Genomic DNA, 23,812 nt, shown 5'->3' with positions numbered 1-23,812 from the left:
TTGAATGTAGGAGGGGGATGGTAGGAATGCTAGGAAGTGAATTCCAGCGGGGTGTTAGACACTCCCACTGAAATTTATATGTACTCCTCTATATGCTTTAACTAGTAATCATGATCATAAATACCAAGCTAATGATCGGAACGGCATTGGAAAGAGCGATAGCAATGAAGGATATACCTCTAGCTGCATGTAAGGTATGCTCCTCGATTTGTTTGGAGTTTCGTAAATGTTTCACTTGAGAAATTTGTGAAAAGACAATAATAGCATTAAAAATAAAAAGACCAATAACGATTGCTAACGGAATATAAATATCTTCCATGGAAAAAGTCTGTTCTTCTGCAAGCACTAATCCAATAACAAGAAGAATAATTGGTAGAGCTTCGATAATTGCCACATGTAAAAAGAATTTGCTTTGTATTTTTGCAGCATCACCTCGGCCTTCTAAGATGGAATTATGGGCTTTTTTGTATGCACGGATAATTCCTAATGCAGCGATAGCAGCCGCTACCACAAATAAATAAGGTATCATCGTTAATCCTCCTTTCCATTCAAATAATTCAAAATTCCGTTTAATCTTAGCATATTACGTCAAATGTTGCATGATTTACTAGGAGAAAAGTTTGCTAAACCTATTGTATGTTCGATATAATTTAAGACAATTATAGACAAAATATAGGAAAAATGTAGAAAAACTCAACTTAAGAATTAACATCAAGATTAAATAGGAGAATATTATGTTTAACTATGTAGATTTATTTATTGCTTTTACAATCTCATTGGTAGCAACCTTACTCGTCACATACCCTGTTCGTAGGTTTGCGATTAAAATCGGTGTGATGGATGCGCCAAATAGTCGTAAGATACATAAAGAATTAACCCCGCGTCTGGGAGGATTAGCTATATTTATTGGTGCTTTTGTAGGGATGATTTATCTCCAACCGTATCATATTTATATGGATGAAATCCTGATTGGTTCCTTAATCATCCTAATAACAGGGGCATTAGATGATAAGTACACACTAAAACCTTACATGAAATTAACTGGTCAAATTGTTGCCGCAGGTCTGCTCATTTATGCAGGATTAATTATTGAACGAGTAACCATTCCATTTATTGGTATGATTGAGTTAGGATATTTAGGACCAGTTCTAACATTCTTTTGGATTATAGGAATTACAAATGCGATTAATCTTATTGATGGTCTAGATGGACTCGCCACAGGCGTCACTACGATCGCGATGACTAGTATATTCGCAATGGCGCTAGTCGATATGCAAGTGATGGTTGCTTATCTCTGTGTGACATTTATTGGAGCAAATATCGGCTTCCTCTACCATAATTTTTACCCAGCAAAAATATATATGGGGGACACAGGATCAAATTTACTTGGGTATATTATGGCTGTGATATCCGTATTAGGGTTATTTAAAAATATTACATTTTTTAGTTTTATCATTCCAATTGTTATTTTGGCAGTCCCCATTTTTGATACAGTAGTTGCGATTATTCGCAGGTTATATAATAAAGAAAGTATTATGGCTGCTGACCGCAGGCATATTCATTACCAATTAATTGATGCAGGATATAGTCATCGAAAAACGGTTATTATTATCTACATATTTAGTACACTATTTGGCTTTATTGGCATTTTGTTTTCAGAAGCAAGTGAAATCTTGTCACTAGTTTGTACAGTCATACTACTAGGCTTACTTCATATATTTGCCGAATTAGCTGGCTTAGTGCTTGGAGGGAAACGTCCAGTAGTTACAGCATTAAGGAAGTTGAAGCAAAAAGTGATGAGATTATTTAGAAGACGTTCACAATAATGATCTTTATCCTTTTGGATGAGTGCCGAAAATAAAGAGAAGGGTGGGAATTCGGTCACTGATAACAGGGATGAGTGCCCAAAATAGATAGTAGAATAGAAATTCGGTCACTCATTCAATTAGTATAAGTAGCCTTTTCCTACACTCTTTTTATTAGTAGGAAAATTTAAATAATGGTAAACTTTCTTTGTATATGGTAGAGTGTTTTTTGTACTTTTTTGTAACTTTGTTCATATGTAGGAAAATTAATTAGAGCTTAAGTTACAAATACAAAATAGAAGGAGTATTCATTATATGGAAAAACGTACCACCTTAAAGAAGACGCTAAAGCCACATTGGGTTTGGGCAATTGCGTTAGGATCCTCGATTGGTTGGGGGGCTTTTGTACAGCCTGCAGCATGGATGGGGACAGCTGGACCTTTGGGAGCAATGATTGGATTTGGTATTGGTGGACTTCTAATGATGCTGATTGCAGTTAGCTACGGGTTCCTTATTAAAAGCTTTCCGGTATCAGGCGGTGAATTTGCATACGCATTTATTAGCTTAGGAAGGACTCATGCCTTTATTAGCGGTTGGTTTCTTACGTTAGGTTACATTTGTATTGTTGCATTAAATGCTTCTGCTCTCGCACTAATGTTTAAATTCGTCTTTCCATCTGTATTAGAGAATTTCTATATGTACCAAATTGCTGATTGGGATGTATATGGTATGGAAATTATCATTGCATCGATCGCACTTATCATTTTTGGATATTTAAATATACGAGGTGGAGGATTTACAGGAAGTGCGCAATTTATTTTTTGTATTATTATGGTTGGCGGAGTATTACTACTAACAACACTAGTAGGAATCAATCCATCCGCTGATATTAGTAATGTAGCACCACTATTTCCATCAGACAAAACTGCTATAGCGGCAATTTTATCGATAGTAGCAATTGCACCGTGGGCTTTTGTTGGTTTTGACAATATTCCACAAGCCGCTGAAGAATTTAATTTTTCCTCGAAAAAAGCATTCCGGTTAATTATTTTAGCAATCTTGTTTGCGACCATACTTTATTGCCTCATGATATTTGCAACGGCAATGGCCCAACCTTGGGAAGGATTAGTTGCAGCTGGCCATAACTGGGGAACTGCTGAAGCATTACAAGACATACTAGGCACGGTAGGAGTAGCTATATTAGCTATAGCATTGTTAATGGGGATTTTCACAGGACTGAATGGTTTTATTATTTCTACAAGTCGTTTACTATTCGCAATGTCTCGTGCAAAATTCATCCCAAGATCTTTCTCAAAACTTGGTAAAAATGAAACACCATATATCAGCATTATCTTTACAGTTATTGTCGCAATGGTGGCTCCATGGTTTGGGAGACAAGCATTAACTTGGGTCGTGGATATGTCATCAGTGGGTGTAACAATCGCATATTTCTACACTTGTTATACAGCTTTTTCATTATTTAAATGGAATGACAACCATGGATTTAATACGAATAAGCATGTTGTAGCCCCAGGCAAGAAGATATTTGCTTTACTAGGAATGGTTGCTAGTATCTCCTTCCTCGGTTTATTGCTCATTCCAGGGTCACCTGCATTTCTTGGCCTGGAATCACGCATTGCATTAGTTGTATGGATTGTACTAGGAATCATTTTCTACATCATGAAATATAAAGATTATAAAAATCTCGACAAAGAAGAAATGAACTATCTTATTTTAGGATCTAAAGAAATTAAAGTGAAAAAGGATTAATGAAGAAGTAGACTAGCTATTGTTATAAATAGCTAGTCTTTTTTTACCTTTAATCGAATCTTCCATCTGAATTTTCCGATAGAATAGAACTATGACTTTGTCCCCTGTTACCTATGAAATAATTGCTATATGATTAATATATCTGAATATTAAGTCTCTTAAATTTCTAAAAATAGAGACGAATGTATCAGGTATACTACAATTTTGGTAGAGGGGGAGAAGTATGCGGAAAAAGGTCGGAATATTATTTTTAGCATTTCTACTTATTTTTTCCAATTTTGCTCTGTCAAGTGCAGCGGCAATACAATCGTTGTCAGGACAAAATTTAACGAAAGGAAATCTTTCGGATGAACTGACAGGCACGGAAGATCCAGAGCAAGAAGTACGAGTGGTTGTGGAGATGGAGGAAGAAGCACCTATCGAAATCGCGACAAAACGCGGAATAACGTACAAGACACTCAAAGAAACAGAGAAGCAGCAACTAGAAAAGAAAGCGAAGGCACAACAACAAGAAGTTAAAAAAGAAATGAAAGCGAAAAAACTAGATGCTAGAGTTTTACAAGAATTTACAACTGTAGTGAATGGCTTTAGTGTGGAAGTAAAACAAAAGGACATTGAGGAAATTGAACAACTTAAAGGTGTAAAAACAGTACACATCGTCAATGAGTATGAACGTCCAGAAGTAAAACCAGATATGAAATATAGTAAAGACTTAGTAGAAGCGCAGCAGGCTTGGCGCGATTACGGTTATAAAGGGGAAGGTTTTGTTGTCGGTGTTATCGATACAGGAATCGACCCAACTCACCAAGATATGATTTTAAGTGAAGGTAACGAAGCTGCGCTATCCGAAGAATTTGTAAATCAACAAATTAATGAAGAAGATTTACCAGGGCAATTCTATTCGGAGAAAGTTCCTTACGGTTATAACTATATGGATGAAAACGATGAAATACGTGAAATCCATGCAGGTGCAAATTATCATGGAATGCACGTAGCTGGAACTGTTGGCGCAAATGGTGATGAAGAAAATGGAGGAATTAAAGGGATTGCTCCAGAAGCGCAATTGCTTGCATTAAAAGTATTTGGAAACGATCCAGAAATGCAATCGACTTATGGAGATATTTACATTAAAGCGATTGATGATGCGATTAAATTAGGTGCAGATGCATTAAATATGAGTCTTGGATCACCAGCAGGATTTGTAAATGCAGAGTCACCAGAACAAATTGCAGTTGCACGAGCTGTGGATAATGGGATATTAATGTCCATTTCTGCTGGGAACTCTGCATTATTTGCAGATGGATATTTCCATCCGTATACCTCTAATCCAGACTATGGAGTTACCGGATCGCCTGGTGTATCCTATGAATCTCTTCAAGTAGCATCCTTTGAAAATACCTATATGGAGGTAGATGGATTAGATTACGAGATTGATGGCGAACCTGGTATGTCTGGTTTCTTGTCAGCCGGCAATGTCCATCCAAATGATGTGGATGAGAAGACATTTGACTTAGTAGATGCCGGACTTGGTCTCCCAGAGGACTTTGAAGGTATTGATGTAGAAGGTAAATATGCGCTAATTCAGCGTGGAGGAAATCCATTTACTGAAAAAGCATTAAATGCCCAACAAGCAGGTGCAGTAGGTGCGATTATTTACAATAACACTGACGGAATTGTAAATATGGCAACAGATCCAGCAATCACCATTCCTCAACTATTCATGTTGAAATCGAATGGAGATCAATTAGCACAAGCGTTACAAGATGGACAAGCAGTATCGATTACATTTAATGGTGAAACTACACAAATGGAAAATCCAAGTGCAGGACAAATGAGTGCATTTACGTCTTGGGGACTAACACCTAACCTTGATTTCAAACCAGAAATTACGGCACCAGGTGGACAAATTCTATCCACATTAAATGATAATGAGTACGGATTAATGAGTGGAACTTCCATGGCTGCACCTCATGTTGCAGGTGGGGGAGCATTAGTATTACAACGTGTGGACGAAGAGTTTGGCTATGAAAATGCAAATCGTGTTCACTTAGCGAAAAACTTTATGATGAACACATCTGAAAAAGTTGAATTTGAAGGAGAATATGTATCTCCACGCCGTCAAGGTGCTGGAATGATGCAGCTTCACGCAGCACTTTCTACTCCAGTAGTTGTAACGGAATCAGAAACAGATGAAGCAAAAGTAGCACTTAAAGAAATTAACGAAAATGAAATCAGTTTTGAATTAACTGCAGAAAACGTTACAGACACAGCAGTGAGCTATGACGTAGAAGCAAATGTTCAAACGGATACACCAGCTGATGGTGGAGGGGTATTAGTCAATGCACCTAATCTTTTCCCTGCCACAGATCTAGGGGAACTGGCTACCATTAATGGAGAAGCAACGAATACAATTGAAATTCCTGCGAACGGAGAAGAAACATTTACAGTAACAATCGACTTAAGTTCCGTGGATGCAGATTTAAATGAGATTTATACAAATGGATATTGGTTAGAAGGATTTGTAACATTGACAGACCCAACGGATACAAATCCAGAGTTATCGGTACCATATGTAGGATTTAAAGGTGAATGGGACCAAGCTCCAATCTTTGATTCGCCATTATGGGAAGATGATACTTTCTATGAAATGACCGGGGTTTTAACAGATCTTGGTGGAGGAAGTTATGGATTCCTCGGTGAAGACCTAGCAACTGGAGAAATTGATCCAGAGAAAATTGCCTTTTCTCCAGATGGTGATGGCACGCAAGACAATGCATTAATGGTACTATCATTCTTAAGAAATGCAAAAGACGCCAAGTTTACAGTACGTGATGAAGGTGGAAAAGTCGTTCGTACTATTAGAATGGAGCGAGAACTTCGTAAAAATTACTACGATGGTGGAAGAGCACCGTATTATTCTCTATCATCTGCAAGAGCATGGGACGGTAAAGTAAATGGAAAATTAGCAGAAGAAGGACAATACTATCTATCTGTTGATGCAGCAATTGACTACGAAGATGCAGAACGTCAGACATTAGATTTACCAGTTATTCTAGACTTAACAGAGCCCGAATTAGCGGCTACGATTCACCCAGAAGATCATGTTATTACGGTGGATGTAACGGATGAATTAAGCGGAGTAGCTTCATGGGATGTTCTAGTAGACGGTGAGTCCGTATTAGAAGCTCCATATGTAAATGGAGAGACAGAGCATACACTAAGTGAAGAGCTAGGTGAAGAACAAACGGTAACAATTGTTGCGACTGACTATGCTGGTAATTCAGCAGAAGTTGAGCCAGAGGAAATTGTACCAGATACAACGGTGCCTGACCTTCGTCTTCAAACACCAGAATTTTTAGGTGTGGAAGGTTCTCGTGATGTTGAATTCACGGGTTACGTAACAGATGAATCTGGTGTTGCTCAAGTAACTATTGACGGTGAAGAAGTTGAATTAGAGTATAACGAGGAAGAAGATCGTTATTATTTCTCTAAAGTAATTACAAAAGCAAAAGATGGATACTTTACAAGTAAAATTACCGCAGTTGATAATGCCGGTAATGACACAGAAATTGCGCGCCGTTACTTCGTAGATTCTGAAGCTGCAACAATTAGCGTCAAAGCTCCTGAAAAAACGAAAAAAGATACGGTTACAGTTAAAGCACATGTGAAAGATAACTTTGATCAAATCGATCTATTCGTCAACGGAAATCATGTGTATATGAACGAACTCTCTGAACCATACGGCAAAAAGAAATTTAAGGAAAAAATTGAAGTGGATCTCGATTTAGAAGAAGGAGAAAATGTTTTTGAATTCAAAGTTGTAGATCTTGCAGGAAACGAAACTGTGGAAGAAATCGTTATCGAGAAGAAACCAGGAAAAGGCGATGGTGGCGACGATAATGACGATGATGATCATGGAGATAAATATAGCTGGTTAGAAAAAATATTTGGTGGTATTAAAAATATCATTAGTATTATCTGGAGCTTATTCGGATAGGTAAACTAAAACAGGAGCACCTCACGATTATCGTGGGTGCTCCTGTTTTTTTGTTAGGAAAAAAAGTCCTCAATCAAACGTTTGATTGAGGACTATATAATGAAGCCCGCCCATTCTCGAATTTCTTCAAAAAGATAGGCGAAGATTACTACGTTTCTATACGAGCTTACTATTACAGACTCCAATAACTATAGCCAGCTTGATAAAAATCATTCTTATCAAGTGACCCTTTAATATCAATAAATACTTTTTTATTGTCTTGTCTATACATCGTATTGATTTTATTTACATTTAATTCCTTATAGTGTTGATGCGGTACAGCTAAAACAACAGCATCAAGGTCCTGTAAATCATCTTCTTCAGCTAGTTCTATTCCAAACACTTTTTTAACTTCTTGACCTTCTGCAACTGGGTCATGAACAATGACATTTACACCGTATTCCTCTAATTCGGTTACAATGTCATTCACTTTCGTATTTCTTACATCTCCAACATTTTCTTTAAATGTTAGACCTAAAATAGCTACTCTTGCACCATCAATTTCGATTTTAGATTTAATCATTTTTTTGATAATGTTGCCTGCGATATATTTACCCATATCATCATTAATTTTTCTGCCGGATAGAATGATTTGGGAATGATATCCTAATTGTTCCGCTTTATATGTGAAGTAGTAAGGATCGACACCTATACAATGGCCACCAACTAATCCAGGTGTGAAATTCAGGAAATTCCACTTCGTACCCGCTGCTTCTAATACTGCCTTTGTATCTATATCCATTTTATTAAAGACCATGGATAATTCATTCATAAAGGCGATATTAATATCACGTTGAGAGTTTTCTATTACTTTTGCAGCTTCAGCTACTTTAATTGATTCGGCTTCAAACACACCGGCTTCAATGATCGATCCATATAAGGAAGATATCTCTTTCAGTGCATCTTCGTCAGAACCAGAGACAACCTTAGTTATACTAACTAATGTATTTACTTTGTCACCAGGATTGATTCTCTCAGGTGAATAACCTACTTTAAAGTCTTGTCCAAATTTCAGTCCGGATTTTTCTTCTAATATAGGAATACATATTTCTTCCGTTGTACCTGGATATACAGTTGATTCATACACAACAATAGATCCTTTTGATATATTTCTGCCTACCGATTCACTAGCTCCAATCACTGGCTTGAGATTTGGAGTTTTGTCTGTATTTATAGGTGTAGGTACAGCTACAATGTGAAATTTACATTCTTTTAATCGAGTCTCGTCACTCGTAAATTCTAGTGTCGTTTGCTTCAAAGCCTCGTTACCCACTTCAGCGGTCACGTCAATACCATTTGAATATTGTGCTAGCTTTTCTTTGTTTAAATCAAGACCAATAACATCGTATTTTTTTGCGAGTTCTACAGCAAGTGGTAACCCTACATATCCTAAACCAATTACCGCAATTTTCTCTGTTTTATTTTGAATTTTCTCGAATAAACTCATTATCATATGCCTACCTTTTTGTAGTGATTAAAGTGAAATATCTTTGCTCAATATTATACAATTATATAGTATTCTTGTATAGTTATATATGAACTCGATAAAGAATGAGTTCAACAATTAAGTTTATAATTACGAAATGGTAAACAAATGAGGAGTGCCTGAAAATGAGTGTAAAAAAAGCTATAATACCGGCAGCTGGATTAGGAACTAGATTCTTACCTGCTACAAAAGCACAACCGAAGGAAATGTTGCCGATAGTAGATAAACCAACGATTCAATATATAGTAGAAGAAGCCGTTCACTCAGGAATTGAAGATATAATAATTATTTCTGGTAGAGGAAAAAGAGCGATAGAAGATCATTTTGATAAATCTTATGAATTAGAAGAAAAGCTAACTGAAAAAGAAGACTACGATATGTTGCAAGAAATTCAACAGATTTCTGGATTGGCAAACATTCATTACATTCGACAAAAAGAGCCCAAAGGATTGGGACATGCAATTCATTGTGCACATACATTCATTGGCAATGAACCTTTTGCTGTTTTATTAGGTGACGATATTGTGGTTTCAGATGAACCATGCCTAAAACAATTAATTAATGTATTTGAAGAGAATCATCAAAAGTCAGTAATTGGAGTACATGATGTTCCATGGGAAGATGTGTCAAAATACGGAATTGTAAAACCGAGTAAAGGTTTGGATGATTCTTCATCAATCCATTTTATTGAAGATTTAATTGAAAAACCAGATAGGGATAAAGCGCCATCTAATTTAGCTATTATGGGAAGGTATGTTTTAACACCTGAAGTGTTCCCGATCTTAGAAAAGCTTCCCCCAGGTAAAGATAATGAAATTCAATTAACGGATGCGCTAATTGAATTAAAAAAGGTAGAGGAAATGATTGCATATAACTTCCAAGGGAAGCGTTATGATGTTGGAAATAAGTTAGGCTTTATAGAAGCGACGATAGATTTTGCTTTGAATAGAAATGATTTGCATAACGATGTAAAGCATCTGTTGAAGAAAAAATTAGATTCAATGGAGTAGAACTAGGAGTGATTGAAATGGATGTAGCAGTAATTGGTACAGGTTATGTTGGGTTAGTTACAGGTGCCTGCTTAGCGGAAAAGGGTCACCGAGTTCATTGTATTGATATTGATGAATCAAGAGTTCAGCAACTTAACAATGCAATAAGCCCCATATACGAAGAAGGAATTGAGGAACTCTTAAAAAATGGAATAAATAATGATAATCTGTTTTTTACAACAGACTATAAAGAAGGACTACATCAGAAAGACATTGTATTTCTTGCTGTAGGTACCCCTGAATCAGAAGACGGTTCTGCGGATTTATCTTATTTATACAAAGCAAGTGAAACCATGGCTTCTTATGTAGATCGTGATGTTACAGTAGTAATAAAAAGTACCGTACCTGTAGGAACTGGTGAACAAATTGGTGACAAATTAAATTCATTAGTAAGCCCAGGTGTGAATATAAGAATGGCTTCCAACCCAGAATTTTTAAGGCAGGGGACGGCGGTATACGATACATTTCACGCAGATAGGATTGTTGTCGGAGCAAATCATCCAGACGCCCAAAAACAATTAGAAGAATTATATCATTCTTTTCAACTTCCTATTGTAGTGACTGACATTCGAAGTGCAGAAATGATTAAATATACAGCTAACTCCTTCTTAGCAATGAAAATCAGTTTTATTAATGAAGTAGCTAACTTATCTGAAAAGTTAGGTGCGAATATAGAATCCGTAACTGAAGGAATTGGTATGGATAAACGTATTGGCTCTTCATTTTTAAATGCGGGCATCGGATTTGGTGGGTCTTGCTTTCCGAAAGATACAAAAGCAATGGTTCAGATTGCTGAATCAGTTAACATGCCACTTTCTCTTATTGAAAAGGTAATTAGCGTAAACGAGAAGCAACGAGAAATTCTTGTTGATAAAGTTAAAAGTCGATTTACCTCTTTAAAGGGATTAGAAGTAGCAATACTTGGATTGTCGTTTAAGCCAAATACTGATGACATGAGAGAAGCAGCTTCTATCTCTATAATCCGTAAATTAGTTGATGATGGTGTGAAAGTGACAGCTTACGACCCTGTAGCTATGGAACGAGCGAAGCAAATATTACCTGAACAGGTGAACTATACTAATAGTATAGAGGAAGCAATTAAAGGAAAACAAGCAACATTAATTGTTACGGAATGGGATCAAATCAAAGATTTCCCGCTTGATAAATATGTTGAGTTAATGACTTCTCCTGTTATTATGGACGGAAGAAACTGCTTTGATATGAAAGAAGTTCAAAAACACAAAATTGAATATCATTCTATTGGTAGAAAAACAATTAATAACTTATCATAAAAATCTACAAAATTGTTTTATTTACTGGTTGGCTATCGAGCCTCCGTGTGTTCAACAGGCATTACGGAGGCTCGTTTTAGCACTGCCTTCTACAGTGATTGCCCTCTCGTATATAGCACATACTCTTACTACATAATACAAAAACTCTTTCTATGTCTTCTATCAGAATGTAGTTATAGATCAACATTCATAAGGTAAACTTTATCTCTAAAAATAATGAAAAATTAGCTGATTTGCGAAAAATTATTCATAAAATATGGAATATATGGTAATATATAGGTAAATTGTTTTAGGGGGTAAATTATGAAAAAAGTATTATTTTTTGCTATTATTTTGTCTGTTTTAACTTTAGCTGCTTGTAATAATGAAGAAGCTGGTGGAGAGGATAAAATTACTACTGATGATGTTATCAGTGCATTCAATGACGCAGGGTTAGAAGCAGAAAGTCCAAGCGAAATGACAAACGAGGATTACGGAATTGCGCCAATGAAAGCTGATGAAGGAGTTAGATTTTTAATTCCGGCACTTGGCGAAGATTCTGGTGGAAGAGTTTTTACTTATAGTGATGAATCTGATTTAGATGAAATGAAGGAACATTATGATTCAATGGGTGAAGAAAGTGCAATGTTGTTCTCATGGACTATTAAACATAAAAATGTATTAGTTCAGATTAACGGAGATTTAGAGGAAGATACTTATAATGAATATAAATCTGCACTAGAAAGCATTGAGTAATAAAAAAGAGAGGATAACCTCTCTTTTTTTTTATGGGAAATTTATTATAGTTATCACTTCTTTTTATACAATAGCACCTTTAGATAACAGAATCTGCCCCTAGCAGTCTGTGACTCAGAAACAAAAACACATTATTTTCGCAGGCATATTAGTGTGTAAATTAACAACCTCTTTCAGTCACTATAAATCTCTATCCCCTCCTCTCAATAATCACCAAAACTATTTCTACCATTTATATTCACTTTATCTGGGATAACTATTTTAACTTATTTATAAGGCAGCAATTTCTTCTTGTAAAGGCTATATAGTTGAAGAGAATAAATGTGAAAAGGGTAAACCGACCGAAGCTTTCCGATTCTGTACAGTAGCCTTTGGGTCAAGCCCTTTCAGCACTAGCATGCTGTGAAAGAGAAGCGAGATCCTCTTTACCCAAGGAGGTTTCATTTTTGTGTGACATATTTGTAATGTTATCGACAATTTATTTATTAAAGCCCCTATGGTATAATTCGTTCAGTGTAAACGCAATTTTTTTAAAAGGAATGAAGTATGGTGCAAAGAAAAAAAGTTGTTTTTTTTATTTATCAAATGGGCTCTGGCGGGGCTGCAAGAACCATGCTTAATATATTAAATAACATAGATTTAGAAGCGTTCGAACCGGTTCTAGTGACTTGCAATTACAATGGTGATTATGAAAAGTATTTGAAGGAAGAAATTAAGTTTATCAAACTATCAACAAAACGTTTGAGATCGGCGATTTTACCTTTATCAAAAATTATAAGAGAAGAACAAGCAGATATCGTCTTTAGTACAATCCCTAATTATAATATTGTTGCTATTCTTGCAAGACTGCTATCTTTCACTAAAGCAAAGAATATTGTCCGGGAAGCAGCATTTTTAGGTGGAAGTAAGAAAATGGAAGCTAAATTGAGAATATATGGATTGTTTTATCTGTTTGCCAAAAAAGTAGTTGCTCTATCGAATGGAGTTAAGGAGAACATTATTGAACAATATAAGGTACGTTCAAATAAAGTATGTGTAATTTATAACCCGGTTGATATCAAAGGCATCGAGCAACAGACTCACATTAATCTTCTGCCAAAAGAACATCAAAGCATTTTTTTGGGGGAGAATAAAGTTGTTATTACAGCTGGACGGTTTGTAGATGATAAAGATCATATCACTTTAATTAATGCTTTTCAAAAACTCCAAGAAAAAGTTAAAGCTAACTTGGTGATTCTTGGTGAAGGCGAATTGGAAGAAAAGCTGACTTCATTAGTAAAGCAATTAAAAATAGAGGATAAAGTATATTTCATCGGATTTCAAGAAAACCCATACGTTTATTTCCATCATTCAGATGTATTTGCACTAACTTCTAAGAGAGAAGGCTTTGGACATGTATTAACGGAAGCACTAGCTACCGGAGTTCCCGTAGTATCTACGAGAGCGAAGCCAGGTGCAGAAGAAGTATTAGATAACGGAAAATATGGACTCCTAATCGATGTAGGAGATATTGATGCGCTAACGTTTAATTTAGAGAAGGTCCTTCAGTGGGACGAGCATCAGAAGAAAATAGTTACAGAATTAGGTTTAATGAGAGTAAAAGAATTTCAGGCTAGTAAAATTGTAAAGCAATATGAACAATTGTTTAATGAAACTATAGATGATTAGTATTAGGAGTTGAAAAGAAGTAATGACTGCTTCAAATCGTGTCGTTCAGCTAACAACCGTACATCATCCTTATGATCCGAGGATTTATCATAAAGAATGTAAATCCTTGCAAAAAGCAGGTTTTGAAGTGTTTTTACTTGCAAAGGAAGACAAAAATAGCGAACGTAAGGAAGTACCAATCAAGCATATAAAACTGAAGAGCTATACCAGCAGGTTGAAAAGAATGACGATCGGGGCGTTAGCTGCATATAAGCAAGCCAAAAAATTAAATGCGGATGTTTATCATTTTCACGACCCAGAATTGCTTCCAGTTGGTTGGCTATTAAAAAACAAAAGCAATCATGTGATATATGATATCCATGAAGACTATATAACAAGTATTATGCAGAAAGATTATATGTCTCGGCCAATTCGGAAATTAATCGCCTTTACGTATAAAACAATGGAAAGATTCTTTTCGAAAAATATGGAGCTTTGTCTGGCTGAAAAATATTACCAAGATATTTATCCGACAGGGAAATGTATCTTAAACTATCCAACAATAAATCAGAAGATTAGCGAGCATCACCGAACTGGTACACCAGAATATAAATTACTTTATACTGGAAATGTAACCTTAGATAGAGGTGCTTTAATACACGCTAGAATTCCAGTTATTGATGAGCGGATGGAAGTTTATTATGTAGGAAAATGTCCAAATCAATTAGCTGAACAAATCTATAACAAAGCAGCTACCAGAAAAGACAATATTCAAATTGAAGGCATCGATCAGTTTGTAGAAAAAGAAGATATCGAAGAAAGATATTTACAACATAATTGGTTAGCTGGGATCGCTCTTTTTCCACCTACTGAGCACTACATGAAAAAAGAATTGACCAAGTTCTTTGAATATATGAATGCTGGTATACCAGTAATATGTTCGAACTTTCCAGTATGGGAAAATTTCATAAATAAACACCAATGTGGAATCACAGTGGACCCATATAATGATCAGGAAATTAAAGATGCCATTTCTTATTTAGTCGAGAATCCTGATAAAGCTGAAGAAATGGGTGCAAATGGTAAGAAAGCAGTTCAGAATGAGTTGAACTGGGAAGTAGAAGAAAATAAATTGAAAACATGGTATGCGGATTTACTACGGTCCAACCAAGGTGAAAGAGATGGTGATAGCAATGGTATCTAATACACCATTGGTTTCTGTAATCACACCAACATTTAATTCGAGTGGATTTATTGCAGAGACAATTCAATCCGTAGTAGCTCAAACATATACGAACTGGGAAATGATCATTGTCGATGACTGTTCTACGGATAATACAGTTGAAATAGTAAAAGAATACCAAGACAAAGACGACCGTATTCATTTATATGAATTAGAACAAAATAGTGGTTCAGCAATTGCTAGAAATACCGCTATGGACTATGCGAAAGGCAGATATATAGCGTTTTTAGACAGTGATGATTTATGGCTTCCAGAAAAATTGGATAAACAACTATCCTTTATGAAAGAAAAAGATATCGCTTTTTCATTTACAAAGTATATTCGTATTCTTGAAGATGGTACAAAAACAAATGCAGTTAGTACCACTCCAGCATCTGTAAACTATGATGATCTAATGAAAAGGTGTGTAATTGGTTGCCTCACTGTAATGCTTGACCGGGATAAAATAGGCGAGATGCGTATGGTAAATATACGTACTAGGCAAGATTATGCTTTTTGGTTGCAGATTACAAAAAAAGGTTATTTAGCATATGGGTTACCAGAGATACTCTCGGAGTATCGCTTAGTTGATAATTCCATTTCAAGTAATAAATGGAAAGCGGCGAAAAGAAACTGGTATGTTTTCCGTGAAATTGAGAAGCAAAGTTTGATTAAAAGTATGTATTATTTTACCCATTATGTTATCCGTTCCTTAATGGATTTGTGGAAATGGAAAACCAAGCGTTAAGATGTTGTAAAAGATATTTTATCTTTTTACAGTTTAGTTTTATAATATAAAGGTTAGGAATTATTTTTCTTAACAAGTTATTAACAGCTTATGACAAATTTTTGTTTAAGTTTAGTAGGCGGTGTCATTGTTAAAATGAAAAGTTATATTCATGAAATGTTACGTAGAAAAGATTTATTGTACTACTTAGTAAAATCTGGATTAAAAGCTGAGCACAGAAATAGTTATTTAGGGTATTTTTGGTGGCTATTAGATCCACTATTAAACGTAATGGTGTATTACTTCTTAGTAATTATTATATTAGGAAGAGGAGACGATCATCCAAATTATCCTTTATTCCTTGTTGTTGGATTAGTCGCTTGGCGTTGGGTATCTACAAGTATTAATTCTTCTTCTAAATCTATTTTAAGATATAGTTCCATTATCAATCAGGTATCCTTACCGAAGGCCCTGTTCCCAATATCGTTTACCCTAACCCAATTATTTAATTTTGCATTTGGACTTGTTGTAATTGCGATATTTTTAGCTGTTTATGGAATTATGCCTGATTGGCATATTGTGTACTTACCAATGATTATATTTATTCAGTTAGTGTTTCAATTAATGTTGGGTCTAATTTTAGGTTATATCACAATATTTGTCAGAGACTTAGAAAATGTACTTACTTATGTTACTCGAGTATTTTTCTATGCGTCACCAATTATTTGGGTAGGAGGACGTCTGCCAGATGACTGGAGCTTTTTTGTAGATTATAATCCAATTGCAATTTTAGTAACTTCTTATCGAGATGTTTTAATTGACCATCAAGTACCAAATTTAATTGGACTCGCAATTATATTTGCTCTTAGTGTGATTTTAGGAGTTGTAATGATTAGACACTATAGTAAAAATGAACATAAAATTATTAAGGCTTTATAAAAAAGAGGGTTTTTTATGGTAGAACATAATGACAAGCAAATTAAACATCAAAATGCAGTAATTAATTCTAAAAATATTGGTGTTTCATTTGATAATGATAATCATAAGGATGATATTAAATCCCTTGTCTTTAACATGTTTAAACAAAAAGAAGCAAAAAATAAAAAAGAGAAAGTGTGGCCATTAAAAGATATTAATTTTACTGGTCACCAAGGTGAAATTCTTGGGATTATTGGCTCGAATGGAGCAGGTAAAACAACATTAAGTAAAATTATTGCAGGAATTTTGCAGCAGGACAAAGGAACAATGGATGTAGATGGAAATGTTACAGCCTTGTTTTCCTTTGGTATGGGCTTTAATAAAGAACTGACAGGTAGAGAAAATGTCTATTTAAATGGAATGATGTTAGGTATAAACAAAGATCTGATTTCAAAATATATAGATGCGATACATGAATTCTCAGAAATTGGTCAGTTCTTTGAACAGCCGATGAAATATTATTCAAGCGGAATGAAAGCAAGACTAGGTTTTAGCGTTGCTTCTCATTTACAACCAGAAATTCTTATCCTGGATGAGGCATTAAATACTGGCGATGCGAAATTTGGTAAGAAAGCTGCAGAAAAGCTTAAAGAGTTAGTATCTAATGCAAAAATGGTCATTATCGTAACTCACAGCTTAAGGTACGCACAGAGGAATTGCGATCGATTAATGTGGTTAGATAATGGGGAAGTAAGAGAAAGTGGAGATCCAAAAACAATTATAGAAAACTATAAAAAAACAGTCCCTGCTCCTCCAAAACGGAAAAGAAGCTTACAACTTTCAAAAACGGAGACCACAATCGGGAACAAAGAGGTGGTTAGAGCAGAAAACGTAGGTGTATCCTTTAAGTTAAACAATAAAAAAGAAGATTACTGGGCACTTAGAAATGTGGACTTTAAAATTAATGAAGGTGAAGTTGTTGGCATTATCGGACATAATGGAGCGGGAAAGAGTACATTATGTAAAGTATTAACTAACATTTTACGACCAGATGAAGGAAACATTGAGGTTACTGGAAAAACCTCTTCATTATTAGGATATGGTACAGGATTTAATGCTCAACTAACAGGAACAGATAATATCTATTTGAATGCAATGTTGTTAGGGATTTCTAAACAGCGCGTTCATGATAAATATGATGAGATCGTAGAGTTTTCTGGGCTGAAGAAAGCAATTGATAAACCAGTTAAACAATACTCTGCGGGAATGAAATCCAGACTAGGATTTAGTATTGCAGCGATATTGAAGCCGGATATTTTTATTATTGATGAGGCGCTATCTACTGGAGACTTAGCTTTTCAGCAGAAAGCAAGTGAACGGATCCAAGAAATGATGGAACATGCAAAGGCAGTAATTATTGTGTCACATAGCATGGGATTTGTAGAAAAAATATGTACAAGAGGTATTTGGATGGAACAAGGCCAGGTACGTTTTGATGGATCTGCGGAAGAGGCAGTAGCAAAATATAGAGAATCATTAGGTATAATAAAGAAAAACAGGGTAGTTAAGAAGACTGTAAAAAGGTCCAATACGAATAATTAAAATATTACCTCTTACAGTATCAATGAATCAATGCAAAATGGTGGTGGCTACATTGTCAAAAGTAAAAAGAATAATAGAAGGTCCTGTTGATTGGTTTTTATATACTGTAATGGGGGAGAAACAACGGAAGTTTATATTAAATTCCATTAATGATAAGCAAAAAGAGAAATTAAAGCAACTATTGTTAGGAAAAAAGAATAGGCAGAGACAAGAGTTAAAACAAATAAAGTTCCATCTATATAATTTAGGATTTATAGATCAAGGTCTTCAAGAATTAAAAAATTATATGCAAAATGTAGAGTCTCCTTACTTTAAACGTATGTCGGCATGGGAACTAGTGCTATGGCATGCGAATCAATATAGTGAAACAGATGCGAATAAAGCACTTGATTACATGAAAACAGTAGAGGATGGGGAATCAGACGCAGATCAATTAAGAAGGATTGCTATTATAAAGGCTGAACTCCTTGATATGATTGGTCAACCTGAAGAAGGTATTACGGTTATACAAAAAGCATTAGAAAATGGTGCTCACCCAGACCTTTATTTAGCAATGGCAAATTTAAAATCAGATTTACGTGATCGATTTGAATGGGTGAATCACGCTTTTGCAATGTACGATTTGAATGAGATAGAAATTGATGTTCATGCAGAACAAATATATGATTCATTGCAAACCAAAGGAACGTTATCGTCAAAAGATAACGGCCCGTTAGTATCTGTAATCATTCCAGCATACAATGCAGAAGATGGTATACAGGTTGCGATAGAGTCGATTCTTTCTCAAAGCTGGACTAACTTAGAACTATTGATTGTAGATGACTGTAGTCCAGATGATACATTTAATGTAATTAAAGCATACGAGCAAAAAGACTCAAGAGTAAAAGTATTTCAAACACCAAGTAACAGCGGTCCATATGTCGCTAGAAATATCGCTTTACAACATGCAAAAGGTGATTTTGTTACGATAAATGATTCAGATGATTGGTCACATGCTTCAAAAATTGAATTACAAGCACAACATTTAGTGGAGCATGACCAGATCATCGCAAATACTTCAGAACATGCTCGAATAACAGAAGATATGAAATTATACAGAAGAGGAACTCCAGGAAAATATATTTTTCCAAACATGTCATCGATTATGTTTAGAAGGGAACCTGTATTACAAAAGATTGGTTACTGGGACAGTGTTCGCTTTGCTGCTGATGGAGAATTTAAGCGCAGGTTGCTAAAACAGTTTGGAACAGGTGCTTACGTCGATTTAAATACAGGTCCATTATCATTGCCAAGACAATCAGTTACTTCATTAACAGGTAGCTCTGCATTTGGTTATAATGGATTTTTTATGGGTGTGCGTAAAGAGTATGTAGAGTCATTAGAGTATTATCATCAAGATGCTGAAAACTTGTATTATCCTTATCCGATGGTGAACCGTCCCTACCCAGTTCCGGAACCAATGTGGCCAAAAAGAGAAGAAAAAACCAATGGTGTCCGCTCATTTGATATCGTCATTGCAGCTGATTACAGGCAGTTAGATGACTCGGAGATATCCATTTTTAATCAATTACTAGATGAGAATTCTCATTCTAAGATTGGTTTAGCCCAAGTCTTCCATTACGACTTAAATTTAAGAGCAAAAATAGAGGAACGAGTGAGAAACAAAGTAGATGGAGATCATATTCATTTTATCGTGTACGGTGAAAAAATCCACACGAAAACCTTAATTTTAATAGACCCAGCTACATTCTTGATTACTCAAAAATATATTCCCGAGATAACAACAGACCATTTAAATGCAATCATAACAAACATAGTTGATGATGAAGCCAGTGATGATGTAACTCATTTAACAGCGCATTTAACAGATTATTTTCAAGCAAGCGTCGTGTGGTATGCGATAAACAACGAAGTGCAGCAGTCTCTTAAGATGATACCAAGCGAATCATATGGAGGAGTTTGGGATAAAGGATGTATCAGTAATGACTAAAGATACGGATAATTATAATCAAGATCTTCTTCATTCACGTGTAAAACAAATGGAACAGGAATTGCATGTTCTTAAAAACAAAAATTCATTAGTAGAAGATCAGCTAGCTGCTTACAGAAGAGAATTCTATCTAGCTAGAAACATAATTGATCAATTATCAAATATGAAAAATGAAGGTATAGCCGCTGCAAAGGCTATACCTGCTTATGCATTACGTAGAAGAAATATCAAAAAAATATATAGCAAGAGCTACAAATTAAAAGATGCTCGAAATCAATTAAAAAAATATAAACAGTATTTATATGATTTAGGCTTTGAATCGAGAGCGTTAAGGGATCTTCACTGGCTATACATGAATGACAAGAATGTATATGTAAAAAAGGCAGCTGCTTGGGAATTAGCTATGTGGTATTCCAATAAACAGACAGTGGATGGAGCTAAGGAAGCGTTATCTTACTTAGAGGTAGCAGCTCAGGATGAAACGAATGAGGACCTATTGCGACAGATAGCTATACAAAAAGCGGAAGCTCATCGAATGTTAGGTGATCAAGATAAAGGACTACGATTATTGAAAGAGGTAGTAATCAACTCCAGTCATATCCATTCCGATGTATTGTTGGCTATTGCAAACCTCTGCAGTAATGAGAATGATCGCTTATTTTGGATAAATGAAGTAATGAAGGCGTATAATCTAGAACCAATTTCCTTTCAAGATATAGGAACGAAATCGCTGTATCACCGTTTACATAGTGATTATACCCATAATGATGAAGAAGAATTACTTCCTAAAGTAACCATTATCATTCCAGCTTATAACTCTCAAATAGGAATTAACATTACGTTACAATCCTTAGTAAATCAGTCATGGGAAAACCTTGAAATAATTGTAGTGAATGACTGTAGTCGTGATAATACAGAAAAAGAGGTTAGGAAATGGATGAAGGTAGATAAGCGCATCTCTATCTTATCTACAGCAGTAAATTCAGGACCGTATGTGGCAAGAAACTTAGCTTTACGAGAAGCTACTGGGGAATTTGTTACGATTAATGATGCCGATGATTGGGCGCATCCTCAAAAAATTGAAAAACAAGTGAGACATTTGCTAGGTGATCAATCAGTTGTAGCGAACAGTTCGAGGCATATTAGAGTTACTGACGATTTATTCGTTCACCGAAGAGGACAAGAAGGAAAATATATCTTCTCTAATATGTCATCAATTATGTTTCGCCGGACGAAGGTTATAGAGACGATTGGTTATTGGGATCCAGTTAGATTCGCAGGAGATAGCGAATATAAGAAACGTTTAATTCGTGCTTTTGGTCAGGAAAAAATAGTAGATCTTCCGACAGGACCATTAGGATTATCACTGCAATCAAAAGGTTCTCTAACAGGAGGTTCGGTATATGGATATAGTGGGTTTATGAAGGGTGCCCGTAAAGAATATGCAGAAGCCCATCAATATGCCCATGATAAGATGAGTAATTATTATCTACCTTATAACGCAGAAGAAAGGTTCTTTCCTGTACCGCGACCAATGAGACCAAATCGATTGAAAGAGGCTAAACATATAGTAGATATTGTACTTGTAGCTGATTTTCGAATTTCAGATGATTTTATCTACAAACAGTTGGAACAATTTAAAGAACAAGGATTGACCGTTGGCTTAATTCAAATGGGCAAGTATAACCTAATTTTAAAGAAGAACATCCATACTAATTATAGGAAAATGATAGATGGTAATTATGTAGCGATGTTAGTTTATGGAGAAAAAATTTATAGTGACCTAACTGTTGTATACAATCCGTTAGTATTCCAGGAAAGACAAACTTACGTTCCTGAATTAAGTACAAAAGTAACAAGAGTTGTTGTCAATGAAGTACCTAATAGCAAAGATTCCACCTATGATTTAAGAAAATGTGCACAACGTATTCAGAGATATACAAAATGTACTACAAAATGGATGCCGTTAAATCAACATATCCGCGAACAATTAAGCGAAAAGCAAGCAAATGCATTGAGGTATATTCAACTATCACATGTGAATTGGGAGTGTGGGAATAATCGTAATACACCTAATATAAGTGATTGGGTGTTACGATCGGACGGGAGGTCAGTACAGTATGACTCAAATAAATGAAGCAGATAAAGAAAGTAATATTGCAGGAAGAGATTATTCCGAAAAATTAGATCAACTTATAGAAACAGAAGCTAAAATTGATAAGACGAAAGTAGAAATTAAAAAACATGAAAAGTTAATTCAACAAATCATAGAAAGTAACACAATGAAGAAAACCGCAAGACTGCGAAAGTTAGCTTCTTCTAGCAAGGAAAAGGATGTATATATCGAGCATTTAGAAGAAGAAATAATGACATACCACCTTAAGTTATCAACATTAAAAGAAGAAACAGATCGACTTCGTATGCAAGTACAGGAATTTGATTATGAAAGTATTTGGAGATATGCAAAAAACAAAAAAGATAATGGTGAAATTATTGAGCTGATAAATCAATATATTGACCAACATAGAATAGCCGAGGCGAATTTTAACTTTTTATTACAATCGATTGCTAGGATATTTAGTTCAGAACCACAAGAATACAAGCAACATATATACCAAAAATTATTTAAAGTTCTAAAAGAAAAAACACCTGAATTTATGATTCGATCAGCATTTTCAGATGATGATTTTTCATTGAAGCATGTGGCATCCTATCGAGCAAGTTTAACGAATCGAATGAGGCAGTATCAAATAACTGGTGAACTTCCTGAAATGGTCTTAGATGACAAGAAAATAGCTTATCGTTTTATGGAATCTCAACAAGTTCGAATACCTTGGTTAAGTGTAGAGTCCTACACGTATAAACAAATTCCTCAAAAAGCCAATATCGTAATTAAACCAGTAAATGGGGCAGGTGGAAGAGGTGTTTATATTGTTAATGAAATTAATGATATAATAAACGTGAAAAATGGAGAAATACTATCCAATTGGGATTTACTGTTAAGCCGCATGGAAAAGGACATAGTAGAGAAGAGAGTAGAAAAAGATCAATGGGTAATAGAAGAATTAATATTAGAGGATAATAATGATAAGACACCGGCTAGAGATATAAAATTTTATTGTTTTTATGGACAAGTAGGGTTAGTACTTGAAATAATCCGTACACCAGAATCGAAATATTGCTGGTGGGACGCTGAAGGGAACAGAGTGTTTACTGGAAAGTATAATAATAGTTTGTTTGAAGGTTTAGGTGTAACGAATGATGAGATGGAATTAGCCGCAACAATTAGTTCGCGTATCCCTTCTCCTTTTATTCGTATTGATTTTCTCAAATCTGAGGATGGATTAGTATTTGGAGAATTCACACCAAAACCAGGGAACTATGATGAGTTTGATGACGAAACGGATGAATTGCTGGGGGATTACTTTGTAGAAGCACAAGGTAAGCTCGAACATGATTTAATAAATGGAAAGCAATTTGAAGAATATAAAAAAATAAAACAAGAAGCAAATAATGATAGTGTAGGATAGGTT

Annotated in this window: 16 protein-coding genes; 14 read left to right on the top strand and 2 right to left on the bottom strand. The window is 35.2% G+C overall.

The features are described 5' to 3' along the window. Positions 1–97 precede the first annotated feature (97 nt). Positions 98–529 carry a hypothetical protein gene (locus OB_RS14985; protein WP_011067332.1) on the bottom strand — a complete coding sequence of 144 codons (432 nt, stop codon included), beginning with the start codon at positions 527–529 and terminating at the stop codon, positions 98–100. A 205-nt stretch (positions 530–734) separates the two neighbouring features. Here OB_RS14985 and OB_RS14980 point away from each other — a divergent pair, with 205 nt between their 5' ends. The 3 genes from OB_RS14980 to OB_RS14970 all read left to right on the top strand — a co-directional run bounded on the left by OB_RS14980 (position 735) and on the right by OB_RS14970 (position 7,572). Continuing rightward, positions 735–1,826 (top strand): glycosyltransferase family 4 protein, encoded by a 1,092-nt coding sequence (locus OB_RS14980; RefSeq protein WP_011067331.1) that lies wholly within the window; start codon positions 735–737, stop codon positions 1,824–1,826. Positions 1,827–2,120: 294 nt separating this feature from the next. Beyond that, a complete protein-coding gene (locus OB_RS14975; RefSeq protein ID WP_011067330.1) occupies positions 2,121–3,575 on the top strand; it encodes an APC family permease in 1,455 nt (484 codons plus the stop codon). Positions 3,576–3,798: 223 nt separating this feature from the next. After that, a complete protein-coding gene (locus tag OB_RS14970) occupies positions 3,799–7,572 on the top strand; it encodes a S8 family serine peptidase (RefSeq protein ID WP_011067329.1) in 3,774 nt (1,257 codons plus the stop codon). Positions 7,573–7,744: 172 nt separating this feature from the next. Here OB_RS14970 and OB_RS14965 read toward each other — a convergent pair whose 3' ends face one another. Beyond that, positions 7,745–9,058: a nucleotide sugar dehydrogenase gene (locus tag OB_RS14965; RefSeq protein ID WP_011067328.1), complete on the bottom strand. Its 1,314-nt coding sequence runs from the start codon at positions 9,056–9,058 to the stop codon at positions 7,745–7,747. Between the two features lie 164 nt (positions 9,059–9,222). On the opposite strand from OB_RS14965, the gene galU reads away from it, so the two are divergent. From galU to OB_RS14910, 11 genes are all read left to right on the top strand, one after another. Next, positions 9,223–10,107, top strand: a complete 885-nt coding sequence (gene galU, locus OB_RS14960; protein WP_011067327.1) for a UTP--glucose-1-phosphate uridylyltransferase GalU — start codon at positions 9,223–9,225, stop codon at positions 10,105–10,107. 17 nt (positions 10,108–10,124) lie between these two features. Beyond that, the gene (locus OB_RS14955) at positions 10,125–11,438 is read left to right on the top strand and encodes a UDP-glucose dehydrogenase family protein (protein ID WP_041544327.1); all 1,314 of its coding nucleotides are present in this window, start codon (positions 10,125–10,127) and stop codon (positions 11,436–11,438) included. A 303-nt stretch (positions 11,439–11,741) separates the two neighbouring features. Beyond that, entirely contained in the window at positions 11,742–12,173 is a 432-nt protein-coding gene (locus tag OB_RS14950) for a hypothetical protein (protein WP_011067325.1), read from the top strand. Positions 12,174–12,719: 546 nt separating this feature from the next. Beyond that, positions 12,720–13,841, top strand: coding sequence for a glycosyltransferase (locus OB_RS14945; RefSeq protein ID WP_081427524.1), 1,122 nt, complete (start codon positions 12,720–12,722; stop codon positions 13,839–13,841). A gap of 22 nt (positions 13,842–13,863) precedes the next feature. After that, complete coding sequence (locus OB_RS14940; RefSeq protein WP_011067323.1) at positions 13,864–15,024, top strand: glycosyltransferase; 1,161 nt, start codon at positions 13,864–13,866, stop codon at positions 15,022–15,024. After that, positions 15,014–15,790 (top strand): glycosyltransferase family 2 protein, encoded by a 777-nt coding sequence (locus tag OB_RS14935; protein ID WP_011067322.1) that lies wholly within the window; start codon positions 15,014–15,016, stop codon positions 15,788–15,790. The genes OB_RS14940 and OB_RS14935 overlap by 11 nt, the downstream gene beginning before the upstream one ends. 135 nt (positions 15,791–15,925) lie before the next feature. Beyond that, the gene (locus tag OB_RS14930; protein WP_011067321.1) at positions 15,926–16,708 is read left to right on the top strand and encodes an ABC transporter permease; all 783 of its coding nucleotides are present in this window, start codon (positions 15,926–15,928) and stop codon (positions 16,706–16,708) included. 15 nt (positions 16,709–16,723) lie between these two features. Further along, complete coding sequence (locus OB_RS14925; RefSeq protein WP_011067320.1) at positions 16,724–18,289, top strand: ABC transporter ATP-binding protein; 1,566 nt, start codon at positions 16,724–16,726, stop codon at positions 18,287–18,289. 52 nt (positions 18,290–18,341) lie between these two features. Next, positions 18,342–20,279: a glycosyltransferase family A protein gene (locus OB_RS14920; RefSeq protein ID WP_011067319.1), complete on the top strand. Its 1,938-nt coding sequence runs from the start codon at positions 18,342–18,344 to the stop codon at positions 20,277–20,279. Beyond that, positions 20,272–22,416 carry a glycosyltransferase family 2 protein gene (locus OB_RS14915; RefSeq protein ID WP_011067318.1) on the top strand — a complete coding sequence of 715 codons (2,145 nt, stop codon included), beginning with the start codon at positions 20,272–20,274 and terminating at the stop codon, positions 22,414–22,416. Before OB_RS14920 ends, OB_RS14915 begins: the two co-directional genes overlap by 8 nt. Beyond that, a complete protein-coding gene (locus tag OB_RS14910) occupies positions 22,400–23,809 on the top strand; it encodes an ATP-grasp fold amidoligase family protein (RefSeq protein ID WP_011067317.1) in 1,410 nt (469 codons plus the stop codon). Before OB_RS14915 ends, OB_RS14910 begins: the two co-directional genes overlap by 17 nt. Positions 23,810–23,812: the final 3 nt, after the last annotated feature.

The sequence above is a fragment of the Oceanobacillus iheyensis HTE831 genome (genome assembly GCF_000011245.1).
Classification (GTDB): Bacteria; Bacillota; Bacilli; order Bacillales; family Amphibacillaceae; genus Oceanobacillus; species Oceanobacillus iheyensis.
This window is presented reverse-complemented; position numbering and strand designations above follow the sequence as displayed.